Below are 12,956 nucleotides of genomic sequence, written 5' to 3'. Positions count from 1 at the left end.
TTGAGATAGCCAACGATGCTATTAATCTCCCTGTGCTTCCTATTCGTTATCCTTTTTTCCTCCCTCAATCGTATACGATCTTCAGGACACACCCCTTTTTTATCCTAATTGTATTGCATTGGGACGAGTAAATCCACCTGTCAATCTCCCTCCATGTACTTCCAATAATCAACCATGAGCAAAATCAACGGTAATAAAGTAAGGAACTCTGTTATGCTTATATAAAATGATAATGAAACAGATACATCAATTCATAACGTTAATATTTAAATTTCACTAAATGCCTTGAAGCTAATTCTGGGCGTTTAATATTTAACCAACCTGGTCCTTTAATACAACAAGAAAAAAGACCGCCGCAGCGATCTTCATCTCTCACTATCCTCAAATTTCCAGGGCCTTACTCACCTACCATACCGTCCTTATCAGCATCGTGCATATAGGGGTATAACCAATGATCACTTGTTATTGGCATACTGAAACCTGCTTCTTTTGCTTCTTTAATCGTAACTTGTCCATTACCGTTTGTATCTACACTAGAAATATCACCGTTTGTGTTTGAACTAGTTGAATTGGAAGGCTCACTGCCTGTTAAACCAAGTGATTCGTTTACTTCATCAGGGTTCACATTTTCAAATGTATCAACAATCTCCTTACCCATTAAAGTATAAGTATACTGATAACTTGAAGGAATCTGCGTTTCCGTGTTGGGATATGTGATAATTGCTTCAAAATTAGCAGCTCCGCCTGCCTTGCGGATCGCGTCTTCTATATAAGCTTGGTCACCATGTCGGTTGAGCGTACTATCTTGCGGGGTAATATTATAAGCATTCGATACCCCTCCGAGAGAATCAGCAATGATATGTCCTTCATCTAAAACATCACTTTCGACACCAGGAACCTTTGCCTCATCAGAGTAATATCTGCCAGACGATAATACAGGCTCGTTTTCGTCATCTTGTAAAATGATTTCGTCAGCAATGATACGTACTAGCTGCCCATATTCATTCGTAAATGCCCAATATTCACGATCCCCATAACCAATGTCAACGACGACGTTAGGTTCACGATATCCAGACAAATCACCACCATCAACTTCAATAAGTTTGTATCCTGAGAACAGTTCATTATTTGACCGGGTTGGTGTTTCCTCTACTACTGGTTCATCAACAACCGTATTAATCGTTTCTTCATCTATAATGGACTCATCTTCTACGTTAGTACAACCCACCATAAGGATGGTCATTAAAAGTAAGATTAAATAGTTCATTTGCTTTTTCATTTTAGGACCCTCCTATAATAATTTCAAACTCACTATATATTAACCTAAATGACATTTGATTAAAAGGTGTTGTTCCACACTATGGCCTGTTTGTAGAAAAAGCGTGACTTCAAATCTATGTATAAATAAAAGTGTTAATACTATCTATAACCGATATTAAGGAGAAGAATATATGTACAGAAACGATTTCGTCAGAAAAGAGAGTGTCCCATCTTTCAGTTGTTAACCATACTTTTACAAGTGATACTGTTCCATCTGCTTTTACCAATCTAGCAAAATGCTTCTTTCCAAAAGCTAAAATCATTGTGCCTAGCGTGTATATGCGTATTTTGGTAAAGGGTTTGGAAAAAAGCGGAATAATAGTGTTTAAAATAAAATTATTTTACAACATCATCTTCTTCAATTAAACTGCGTCGTTTCTGCAATAAAAGATGCTGCCGTAACAACTCCTTGTCTGACTAAAGCCCCCGTCCACAAGGATTATTGATTACAACCACACTCATATTCTTTAAATTGATATTCTTTGTACAGTCTTAACTCCTCAAAATCACTTGTATCTGATTCATAAACCTTTACTAACGGAGCAACATCCGTTTTTGCAAATTCCTTTATTTGCTTATAAATATCAGCAGAAGAATCTACACGATATTCATTCATATCTTCATAAATATTATTGTGTTCACAAACTTCATAAGTGACTGCAATATAATATTTTGTCATCATACCACCTCGAATTCAAAATACCATTATAACTGAAAAAAGTGAAACGAATCTAATAATATATGCTGAGCTAAGTGGTCAGCTCAGGAAGGTATTTTACCAGTATTATTTCTAAACAAACTAAAGAAAGAGCAACTGTTTAGTTAATGCTCCATTCAACTCTTGCAACCCGATAGTACAAAAAGCACTAATCCATTTTGATTACATATGAAGTTATTTCTTTTACTGTGTTTTTTCCTGCACTTACAAAAGTGTACATGTTACAAAAAGAGTAAATATTATCGTCTTCAAATTTCACAGTACCATTAACTGATGCCGTTTTACCATGTGTAATGATATTTAGTATTTCTATTTGAGATATTCTTGAAGTAGTTGCTAATATCTTTTTTGCTTCTACATGACCTTGAATCGAAATGTCATTTACTTCATTCCATTCCAATAATTATCCTCACTAGTATATTCAGATACAAAAAGAAAATCATTTGTAGCAAATGCCATTATGAATTCCTTAAGAAACTTTTTCTTGGGCGCATTCTCACAATCCGCAGGACTAATTAATTTTATGCTTTGGTTTCCAAAATGCATTCTCCCATACCCCTCATCCCTTTTTATTTTAATGATTACTTTATTTTAACACACGCTTTCATCATTAAAGTTAACCCACTTTTAGACCCTTTTCAAAGTAACTCTTTCCTTTCTAAAGATTCTTTCTTTAACATTTATAAATCCCCAAATTGTAAACATTAGCCAAAATCCACTTATTAAATAAGCACCTACTACATCACTTGGATAGTGAGCACCTAAATAAATCCGACTTATCCCGATGGCAAGAATAAAAAGTGCACTTAAGCAAATTAAAAGGATACGACCGCTTTGTTTAGGAATATGCCTCCACATCAAAAAACTAATGATTCCATACAAAGATAGTGCTGCCATAGTGTGCCCGCTAGGAAAACTGTACCCATCCTCTATAATCATCCTAAGAATATTAGGACGTTCTCTTTGGAAAAAATTTTTTAGCAGCACGTTAAACGTGGTGGAACCAATTAACACAATAATAAAGAGAATTAATTCTACTCGTTGATGGAAGACTTTGTATAGAATTAATAACATAATGATGGAAATAAATATTACTCGTATTGTATCGCCTATATAACTAAAAAATTTCATTACGATCGTTATGTTTGCTTGCTCAAGCCTTTGGATACTATTTATCGCTTGAATATCCATGTATTCCACGAAACCGGAATTATATGTTTTAGCTAATAAAACAAATAAGGCCAAACTGAAGAGACTTAAAATAAATAAATAGTTGTATTTAGTATTCAATTATTATCCACCACCTTGCGTATCTTCTCTTTTAATATTTCCAAAATCCAGCTTTTTTCATTAAAAAAGACGCTTCCCTGATTTCAGGAAAGCGTCCGATTCTGAAGATCGATTATTTTTTTATCCTTTCCGCAAATGCGCCCGTTTGCTTAATATCCTTTTTTTAGTCTTAAAGGCTGGTTACCAGTAAATATACCCCCGTAAATATCAAAATTACATATGTGATAATTCGAAACGTTTTTTGACTAATCCACTTAAAAAACAATTGTCCTAGTATAATCCCTGCAAATAAAGGCGGTATAGCTAGAAGAGAGGAAATCCATGTTTCTTTATTCGTTCCTCCAAACGAAATTTGCATAACCAAACTAGCAAAATAAACAAAAAGATAATAAGCCAATGTTGTACTACGGAGGGTTGTTTTGTCTATTCTCGCTCCAGAAAAATATAATAATAAAGGGGGACCTGGTACACCAATACTTGTAGTTAATAAACCGGATATTCCTCCAGTTAGAAAATCCCTATTACTCGTTTGGTTTATTGTCAATTTTAAAATAAGAAGTATCGTTAAAATAAGAATAAGCGCACCAACAGTCATTTTTAATAAATGAATATCTAAAAAGAGATAAATAAAAATACCAAAAAACAGTCCCGCAATACTGCCTTTAATCAATCTAATTAATAATGATTTTTCTACTTCCTTTCTTATTTTAAAAATCATAAAAGCAGACAAACATATAGAAAGTATAATATTAACTTGAATTGCTGTGTGAGCAGGATAAATTAACAATAAAAATGGGGTACCGATAATGGAGAAACCATAACCGGTACTTGTTTGTAGCAATGATGCTATTAATATAATTAAAACAAGTATGATCCAATCTTCCATCAAAAAAACTCACCAGCTTTATATGCAAAATTTAGTGTGTATATAGTTTAACAAAATGGTCCTATTACTAAAAAAGGCACAATACCTCTTCAAGAAGTGCGCCCGACTGTGGTAGATACATTATCCTCGATTACTTCTTTGAATCAAAAAAAGTTCGTAATTAACCTCGCATTATTTTTCTTTTAACATTGAATACTTACGATAAGCTTTATAGTAACTGATACCATAGAAAAGAGCCATAAGGGTGGGAAGCAACCTCAAAAGGGCAAATGGAGTTTCAAATAAAAATGCTTTCCAAAATAATGCACCTTTCATACTCCAAAGACCTTCAGCTAAATATAAACCTGAATCTTTGTAAATCATATAAGAGAAAAGCAAGAATACTATAGCTAAACCAGATGAATAACCCATCAATCTTTTATAATAATTACTCCTAGATTGGCGATCCGAGAAAATTTCATTTTGATCGTCATCTTCTTTTTGCCAATATTGAATTCCACCAAGCCAGAAGCCTTTGATATAATTCCAACCGAAGTCTTCATATATCCCTTTGTAATCATTGAGTTTTTTCTTTGATAAATAATCTTGATAATCTAGTCGCATCACATATTTCTTATCGGTTTTTTCGAAAGTGTATATTCCTAATCCACTAATATTTGTACAGCGATAGCCTTTTTGTAATTGCTCATTCAGCCATTGCTCCTCTTTTTCAATATCAAAAAACATCTTAAATTTCTTCATTCAATTCACTTCCTTCATACAGGGATAAAATATGCAATAATCTTTTTTGTTCCATTTTCAAAATGGCGTTTCCTTCCGCAGTTATCATATAAACTTTTCTCCGGCCTGACTCTCCAACAGGTTCAATCCAACCATGCTTATTCAAGTTTTCAATCGCACCGTATAATGTACCAGCTGCTAAAATAACAGTACCATTACTTATTTTTTCAATTTTCTGCATTACGGCATAGCCGTGGAGTGGCTCACGTAAAGCTAATAAAATATAATGCATGGTTTCAGACAACGGCAATAATTTATGTTTCATATTCTCAACCTCTATTCAGTTTGACTATATAGTTCAACTTAATAAAAAGATAATACAGTTCAACTGAATAGTCAACAACATTTTCAAATCAGTCAAAGGAACTTAAAGTAAAAAGCTTGATAACAAGTTAAAACTCAATCTAAAAAGTCGCTTTCCCTTACGTAAAGGAAAGCGACTTATGATATATATAGTCTTATTCAAGTAAATGGCCCGATTACGGAAGACTGTCTTATTGAAACTCAATCAAATTTATTTAAAAAATAGGCTCTGTTATATTTTAATGTTGATATTTCTATATAATTAAAGGAAACCTTTAAAAATAAGGTTTCCTCTATTTATAATTCTTAAAATGTATATTAGTTTTTTCACAACCATAAATTATTCTTCTTTTTAGGATCAAAATTTAATTTTAGCAACATCACTAATAATCGGGAGGTTATGCTCTTCTGACATTTGCACCTGACTATCAACCCATATTTCAACTTTTTGTTCTTCTTCGAAGTTTGCAGATGAATAATACTTTGTATCTAACTGAATAATTCCCTCGCCCACATCATTCAGCCCAAAACCACTTCCTTTAATTAACAGTCGAGCTTTATCTTCATCCACTTTTACAATTATTCCTCTAATATCTGCAGAACGGTTATATTCGCTATTAACCTACATAGCCAAAAAATATAAACCACTGTTATTCCCCTAAAAAAAAGCATCTGATCTACGAACAATCAAATGCTTAATCATTTAAACCCTTTCCATCCAGAATACTCTGCGTATATTTTTCAATCCTTGACTCTCGCGTTTTGGATTGTTTGGCTTTTGAAAAATAGAGAATATAGGCTCTTTGTCGTCCTGGTGTTAATGCTTCGAAAGCAGTCTTCAAAGCTGGATTCTCTTCGAATTCCGCTTGCAATTCTTCAGGAATGGGGTATTCTTCCGTCTCTTTAAACTGAACTTCCAAGCCGGCTTTTTCAACCTCAACCGCTTTATGAATATAAGATTTCAAAATGGCTTCCATCTTAACTATTTCTTGAACATTGGTAAACCGAATCTGACGCTGTGATTGTGAATTCTCACCAGGTCTCACGAGAACCCCGTTAGGATCTTGTAACAACGCACCCTTGAAGAACATAAGCGCACAGTATTCTTTGAATCCTTGAATGATCACGATGTTCTTTTTCTGGTCCGTGTAACAAGGCAATCTCCATTTCAAGCTTTCGTTCAGTCCACACTCAAGAGCGATTCTTCTCAACCTCTCAAATTCTTCCTTCCACGATTTCTCGTTATTGATCAATTCATCCACTTTTGGATCATGTATCATATTTGTCATCAATGCACATCCTCTCTCCAACTGACATCATTCACATTTCAAATCCCATCCCGTAACCATTTCGCCGTCAATGTCTCTGCCTGTAACATCTCCTCTGGTGTGCCTTCAAAGATGATGTTCCCGCCGTGTTTTCCTCCTCCTGGTCCCAATTCAATAACCCAGTCGCTCGCTGCGATAAAATCTAAATTATGTTCGATGAGAATCACCGAATTCCCTTTGTTGACTAGCTTTTGAAAGACTTCTAATAGCTTTCCATTATCTTTTAGATGTAGTCCTAAGGATGGCTCGTCAAGTATGTATATTTGACCTTCTTTTTGCAGATGGCTGGCAAGCTTAAGACGCTGGACTTCTCCTCCACTTAGCGAGCTTGTCGTCTGTCCTAACGATAGATACCCTAATCCTGCGTCTTCTAGCGTCTGCACTCTTTTTAATATCTTCGGCAGCTTAAAATAGTCCAAAGCCTCATCAATGGTTAATTTTAAAACTTCTATTATATTTTTTCCCTGATATTGATAGACTAGCGCTTCATCTGAATATCTCGTTCCTTCACATGCTTCACAGGTAATCGTCACAGGATCTGCAAAGGCGACGTCTGGCGTGGTGACGCCTTTCCCATTGCAGACAGGACAGGCCCCTAAGGAATTAAAGCTGAACAAACCGATTGGCTGGCCTGTTTCTTTCGAAAAAATGGAACGAATATCATCCATAATCCCCATATAGGTCGCAAGTGTCGAACGGCTCGAAATCCCGATACTGCCTTGTCCGACCATGATGCATTCTGGAACACTTTCAGGGAATGCTTCCGTCATTAACGAGCTTTTCCCTGAACCCGACACACCACATACTGTAACGAGGACATTTTTGGGAATAGTAACGCTGATATTCTTCAAGTTATTATGACTCGCTTCATTTATCGTAAAATATTCTTTTGTTTTCCTCGGATTCTTGTTGATGATGAACTGATGATGTAATGATGTTGCGGCGAGTGAGTTTGTCAGCCCATCTACTTTTCCTTGAAAAACTACTTCTCCCCCGCTGGTACCAGCTCCCGGTCCCATCTCAATGATTTCGTCACCTGCTTTGATGACGGATAAATCATGTTCGATCACAATGACCGTATTATGCGCGGCTTTAATACTTTTTAGCATCGCTATTAACAGATCCACTTCTTCTGGATGAAGACCAGCACTAGGTTCGTCAAAAATGTAGGTCAAATTGTTTAAGCTGCTTCCTAAATGGCGAGCGATTTTTACCCGCTGTGCTTCACCGCCGGAAAGGGTGCCCATCTTTCTAGAAAGGCTCAAATAACCTAATCCCATTTGCACAAGTTGCTGGATAAGCGGGATGGCTTGACTGGCAATCGATGTTCCCATTGGTTCTTTCATGTTTGTTAGTTGTTCCAGTAGTTCTGTAAGCTCCATTGCATCATAGTCTGCAATATTGTGGCCATCTATCTTACATTCCAATATCTTTGGGTTGAGACCGGAGCCTTGACAGGTTGGACATAGAGAATGGGTTGTGACGGCTAAGACGTCATCTTGGGATACTTCTTTTAGCTTTGAGACATCTCGATTGATATAAAGGCGGGTAAATCTCGGTAATAAGCCATCCCACTCATGGGGTTGCGGCCCATTTTTTGTATGAAACGGTGCATAGACTTTTTCACCTTCCGGGGGACCATACAATAACAAGTGGAGTTTATCTTCGGGGTAGTCTTCTATAGGCAGGTCCGGATCGAATAATCCGCCTTCCATCATCCATCTTCCTTGCCAGCCAGACGGGGATAAAGGCTTGAATTTCACCGCATATTCCCGCAGTGACAGGTTGAAATCAACTAGTTTGTTAAGGTCGGGCGCGATGACCTCCCCAAATCCACTGCAGGTTGGACATCTGCCAAAGGAACTTTGATTCGAAAAATCAGTCGCTGAACCAATCGACGGCTTCCCGATTCTTGAAAACAAAAGCCTAATCAATGGATGGATATCCATATAGGTGCCAACGGTCGATCGAGAATTACCACCGATCTGCCTTTGTTCCACTACGACCACCGGGCTTAAGTTTTGCATAAGATCCGCTTGAGGTCTTTCATACCTCGGCATATGATTTCGGACATAAAGTGGATAATTCAACGTCATCTGCCTTCTACTTTCTGTTGCCAAAGTATCAAAAACAACTGAGCTCTTCCCAGACCCTGAAAGCCCCGTAAATACAATGATTTTTCCCTTCGGTAAGTTTAAATCAATATTTTTTAAGTTGTTTTCTTTTAGGCCTCTTAAAATAATCTCGTCCTTCCCGTCTGCCATTTTTGGGTCCTCCTTTCTGGTTTTATTGAATAAAAAGTGTCCTGAGTTTTCATTGCCAATCAGGCTCTTATGTACTAGTCTTGCATCCTTTTCCTACATTCTCAACTTTCTTTTCTGGGCTTTAGGAATCTTTCCAGAATGGTTTACATCATTTACCCTTGAGCAAGAATACTCCCGTTCTTGGACATTCTTTACATAAGAAAGGGTTTACCCATTTTAGTAAGCCTACCATTGACTTATATTAAAATGATGGATATGTAATTTTTCCTGTTTCCACCAATTCCTTCAAACCTAAAAACATATAATACCATCCTTGTTCGGTCTCTTTTTTCCAATCTTCATGTGCTTTTTCAATATCTACTATGGACCAGCCTTCTTCATGGATCACATTAATTTCTTGTGTGAAGGTCATTTCACAGCTTGATTCTAGCGGATGAATCTCCACAGTAATAACATCTGCTAAATCACTATCATTAAATTGCGGCATTTGGAATGTAAAAACGAGTTTCGTTGGTGGCTCTACCACTTTGTATTCTCCAATAGCTCGGTAATCTTTCCCATCTCGATGATCCACAATTTCCCATGTTCCGCCGACACGAGGATCACTCTTTGCCACTTTATTTGTATGCTCCATGGTGAACATCCATTTTTTAATCATTTCTTCATTAGCCCATGCGTCAAACACTTTTTCTGCTGAAACTTCAAATATGCGTTTCATAATAAGGGTTGTTATTGATGTTTTTGTCATGTGAACCATCCTTTTCAACGATTCTTTTCATTACTTGAAACAACGTTTCTAATAAAACGAAAGTGGTCTTTTCAGAAATCAGTATATCCAATATAGAAAAATATCACAAAGTAATAAACTTACAAGGAAAGCTACTTTCCATTTTGCGCATTTACTTGTACTGGCATAATTAACTGGTTTTAACCGTGTCATAAAGAAAGAGCGCAATTTCTACTTTAGAAATACGCCCCTTTGTTAAAGTTCATTGCTTAAATCTTATTAGAATCAAGCATCTTTTACTTTAATTCCATTACTTCACATATTAATCTGATAAAAGATAAATAAAAATTTGATACTTTTTAAGGATTATCCTTTAGAATATTAAACTGAATACCTTTTTAAGTTCCTTTGTATGCTTTCTGTAACATGCCAAGATCAAGTTTCTTCATTTTAAGGGTTGCCTCATTAACAAGCGCAATCTGTTCTGCTGTACTGTTCGTCATCATCTCTTCCATTTCTCTTGGTACAATCTGCCAAGACACCCCATACTTATCTTTTAGCCATCCGCATTGCTCAGACTCAGGAACTGCCGACAACTTATCCCAGTAATAATCAATTTCTTCTTGTGTGTCGCAATATACCATGAATGAGATTGCCTCGTTAAAATTAAAATGATGATCTTGCGCACTGTCCATTGCAGTAAACCATTGATTCTCTATGTAAAAATCAGAAAACATGATTGTTCCTTCTTTGTCAGGTTCTAATCCTTTAGGATAGCGGGCAAGATGGCCCTGCTTTGCATTTTTAAATACAGATAAATAAAAATTTATCGCCTCTTCTGCCTTTCCACATTTATCACCGACAAACATCAGTGACGGCATTATTTCAGGTCGCTCTTCTCCTTCTGGATTGGTAAGGATCAACTGCCACGATAAACCATACTTATCTTGAATCCAACCATACCTCTCACTGAATGGATATGTATAAAGCGGCATTAACACTGTGCCTCCTTCAGACAATTTCCTCCAAACATCATTTATTTTTTCACTCGCATCTTCTACTCGAGATGGGTCAAAATTTATCATGAAAGATACTGATGGATTGAATTTAAAATAAGGTCCAGCATTGATTGCCATAAATTTCTGCTGCCATAATTCAAAAGTAACTAAATTCGCGTCTCCTGATGGTGTTTCTTTAAGCTCCGTATTACTCATAATTGTTGAATCTGGAAATAAGGAAGCATAAAACGCTGCAGCTTCATTCGCCTCTTTGTCATACCACAAATGTGGAACGATTTTTTGATTTGACTTTGTCATGGTTATCCCCCTCGTATAGTACTAGTAAGAGCTCTTTCTAGAAGAATTTCCAGTTGATCCGGATCCTCTAAAATTCACTCTAGATTCCTATAGGTTATCAAGGTTAGCCTTTCGGCTTCCCCATCTTAAATATTTTAGTTTTACCCTTGTTTCACCCACCTGATGGGGAAGCCGAGGTAAAGTTCAAACTATCAATAATAGATTAATGTGTTGTTCTTATTTCGCAGGGGGATAGTTTCCCTACTGCTTCTTTGAAATGCCTTTAACTGAATATCGAGAAATGGCGGAGAATGGAGGAAGCTCCAGCGTTTTACTCCGTCATTTTTTTATAGCGTTCATAGACCTGCTCATGGGACAATGGAACCGACAGGATCGTATCAGGATATTGCTTCTCCCCCTTGCGGACACTTTGGTGTACTGCTTCATAAGCCTGCTACCCATGGTTCATTATTGAAGGTCTAACCACTGGTTGCGCCGCCGTAAAAGAAGTGAGTGTAGCGCTCATGATGGACTTCTTTTCTTTGAGTGCTGATGACGAGGAAGACATCGATGATTCCCGTGGGCACCCAGGTCTGAACGTTCTTGATTAACTTACATACTGGAGGTGATTGGTATGTCACAAATGCTTGTTGGTGTAGATGTAAGCTTGAAGTCCCATCATGTCCATTTCATGAAGGAGGACGGGTCCACACTCGCCGACTTTTCTGTTTCTAATGATCAAACCGGGGCCGAAACCCTGATCAAACGAATGCTAGAAACTGCGGAAAAAAGTCAGGCCAACCAATTGAAGATTGGGATGGAAGCCACTGATCTTTACAGTTGGCACCTTGCCCATTATCTACAAGACCAAATGAAAGGCTATGAACCTAAGTTTCAAGCCTCTATCTACGTACTAAATGCGAGAAAAGTCGCTCGTTTCAAAAAAGGGTATGATTCTCTTGTAAAAAACGATCGCATAGATGCCTGGGTCATCGCTGACCACTTGCGCTTTGGCCGACTGCCAGCCCAAATGAAAGATGCCATACAATATGAAGCTCTTCAGCGCTTAACGCGAACAAGGTTTCATTTTATGCGGGAGATTGCCCGAAATAAAACGTATTTCCTTAACCAGCTCTTTTTAAAGTTCAGTGGACTGAGACAGGATAATCCATTTTCAGATAAATTCGGAGCTACGAGTATGGCTGTCATGGAGGAACTAGAGCCCGAAACGATCGCTGAAATGAGCCTCGAGGAACTCGTCGAGTTCCTGCAAGATAAAGGAAAAAACCGATTTGAAAAGCCAGAGGAAATCGCAAAATACCTTCAAAAGTTGGCTAGATCATCTTACCGGCTGAATAAGGCTATGCAGGACCCCGTAAATATTTCGATGTCTGTTACTTTAAGTACCATTCAACATATCGAGTCACAGGTAAAGCGTCTGGATAAAGAAATTGCCAAGTTAATGAAAGGCATACCGCAAACCCTAACGTCTGTAAAAGGAATTGGAGACGTTTATGCGGCAGGGTTGATAGCTGAAATTAGCGATATAAAGCGATTTAAAGATCATCATGCCTTAGCGAAATATGCAGGTTTGGTATGGAACCAGAACCAATCAGGCGAATTCGAATCCCAGGAAACGGCTAGAATGAGGACAGGTAATAAATACCTGCGTTACTACCTTATTCAAGCTGCCGATAAGATCCGAAAGTACGACTCTGAATATAAAGCTTTTTACACAAAGAAGTACGATGAAGTTCCAAAACATAAACACAAACGCGCTCTCGTCTTAACCGCAAGAAAACTGGTACGATTGGTGTTTTCGCTACTACGCACCAATCAGTTGTACACACCACCCGAAAGGAGAGATTAAAACTTCTCATTCACACCCTTTCAAACACCCAGCTTCACACTTGAAAGTATTGGTAAAAAATTGAAAATAGTGTGAGGTTTATTAGGTATACTCTTTTTTAAACACTTTTCAATGAAAGACAATATTAATTTCCAATTCATTGAATTTTAGTGCTTGACATATTACCACTGGGCTT

The 12,956-nt window shown here is 37.2% G+C and carries 13 protein-coding genes; 1 reads left to right on the top strand and 12 read right to left on the bottom strand.

What is annotated here, in order from left to right; all coding sequences use genetic code 11:
• Nucleotides 1-397 precede the first annotated feature (397 nt).
• The 12 genes from CZ487_RS12535 to CZ487_RS12480 form a co-directional block, all read right to left on the bottom strand.
• Entirely contained in the window at nucleotides 398-1,279 is an 882-nt protein-coding gene (locus tag CZ487_RS12535) for a DNA/RNA non-specific endonuclease (protein WP_077212478.1), read from the bottom strand.
• A gap of 480 nt (nucleotides 1,280-1,759) precedes the next feature.
• Entirely contained in the window at nucleotides 1,760-2,002 is a 243-nt protein-coding gene (locus tag CZ487_RS12530; RefSeq protein WP_237562875.1) for a hypothetical protein, read from the bottom strand.
• A gap of 184 nt (nucleotides 2,003-2,186) precedes the next feature.
• Nucleotides 2,187-2,438, bottom strand: coding sequence for a hypothetical protein (locus CZ487_RS12525; RefSeq protein ID WP_077212476.1), 252 nt, complete (start codon nucleotides 2,436-2,438; stop codon nucleotides 2,187-2,189).
• 227 nt (nucleotides 2,439-2,665) lie between these two features.
• Nucleotides 2,666-3,328, bottom strand: a complete 663-nt coding sequence (locus CZ487_RS12520; protein ID WP_077212475.1) for a phosphatase PAP2 family protein — start codon at nucleotides 3,326-3,328, stop codon at nucleotides 2,666-2,668.
• A gap of 169 nt (nucleotides 3,329-3,497) precedes the next feature.
• Nucleotides 3,498-4,214 carry a sulfite exporter TauE/SafE family protein gene (locus tag CZ487_RS12515; RefSeq protein WP_077212474.1) on the bottom strand — a complete coding sequence of 239 codons (717 nt, stop codon included), beginning with the start codon at nucleotides 4,212-4,214 and terminating at the stop codon, nucleotides 3,498-3,500.
• A gap of 171 nt (nucleotides 4,215-4,385) precedes the next feature.
• The gene (locus CZ487_RS12510; RefSeq protein ID WP_077212473.1) at nucleotides 4,386-4,955 is read right to left on the bottom strand and encodes a DUF2812 domain-containing protein; all 570 of its coding nucleotides are present in this window, start codon (nucleotides 4,953-4,955) and stop codon (nucleotides 4,386-4,388) included.
• Nucleotides 4,942-5,259 carry a PadR family transcriptional regulator gene (locus CZ487_RS12505; protein ID WP_077212472.1) on the bottom strand — a complete coding sequence of 106 codons (318 nt, stop codon included), beginning with the start codon at nucleotides 5,257-5,259 and terminating at the stop codon, nucleotides 4,942-4,944. The genes CZ487_RS12510 and CZ487_RS12505 overlap by 14 nt, the downstream gene beginning before the upstream one ends.
• Nucleotides 5,260-5,655: 396 nt before the next feature.
• Nucleotides 5,656-5,868, bottom strand: coding sequence for a hypothetical protein (locus CZ487_RS12500; RefSeq protein ID WP_077212471.1), 213 nt, complete (start codon nucleotides 5,866-5,868; stop codon nucleotides 5,656-5,658).
• Nucleotides 5,869-5,992: 124 nt separating this feature from the next.
• Nucleotides 5,993-6,586 carry a YdeI/OmpD-associated family protein gene (locus tag CZ487_RS12495; protein WP_077212470.1) on the bottom strand — a complete coding sequence of 198 codons (594 nt, stop codon included), beginning with the start codon at nucleotides 6,584-6,586 and terminating at the stop codon, nucleotides 5,993-5,995.
• A gap of 38 nt (nucleotides 6,587-6,624) precedes the next feature.
• The gene (locus CZ487_RS12490) at nucleotides 6,625-8,889 is read right to left on the bottom strand and encodes an excinuclease ABC subunit UvrA (protein WP_077212469.1); all 2,265 of its coding nucleotides are present in this window, start codon (nucleotides 8,887-8,889) and stop codon (nucleotides 6,625-6,627) included.
• A 241-nt stretch (nucleotides 8,890-9,130) separates the two neighbouring features.
• Nucleotides 9,131-9,637: an SRPBCC family protein gene (locus CZ487_RS12485; RefSeq protein ID WP_077212468.1), complete on the bottom strand. Its 507-nt coding sequence runs from the start codon at nucleotides 9,635-9,637 to the stop codon at nucleotides 9,131-9,133.
• A gap of 377 nt (nucleotides 9,638-10,014) precedes the next feature.
• Nucleotides 10,015-10,932: a VOC family protein gene (locus tag CZ487_RS12480; protein WP_077212467.1), complete on the bottom strand. Its 918-nt coding sequence runs from the start codon at nucleotides 10,930-10,932 to the stop codon at nucleotides 10,015-10,017.
• 613 nt (nucleotides 10,933-11,545) lie between these two features.
• On the opposite strand from CZ487_RS12480, the gene CZ487_RS12475 reads away from it, so the two are divergent.
• Nucleotides 11,546-12,781, top strand: a complete 1,236-nt coding sequence (locus CZ487_RS12475) for an IS110 family RNA-guided transposase (protein WP_077210804.1) — start codon at nucleotides 11,546-11,548, stop codon at nucleotides 12,779-12,781.
• The last annotated feature ends 175 nt before the right edge of the window (nucleotides 12,782-12,956 follow it).

Source organism: Robertmurraya dakarensis (genome assembly GCF_900156875.1).
Lineage (GTDB): Bacteria > Bacillota > Bacilli > Bacillales > Cytobacillaceae > Robertmurraya > Robertmurraya dakarensis.
The sequence above is the reverse complement of the archived record's forward strand: the minus strand, read 5'-3'. Positions and strand labels throughout refer to the sequence as shown.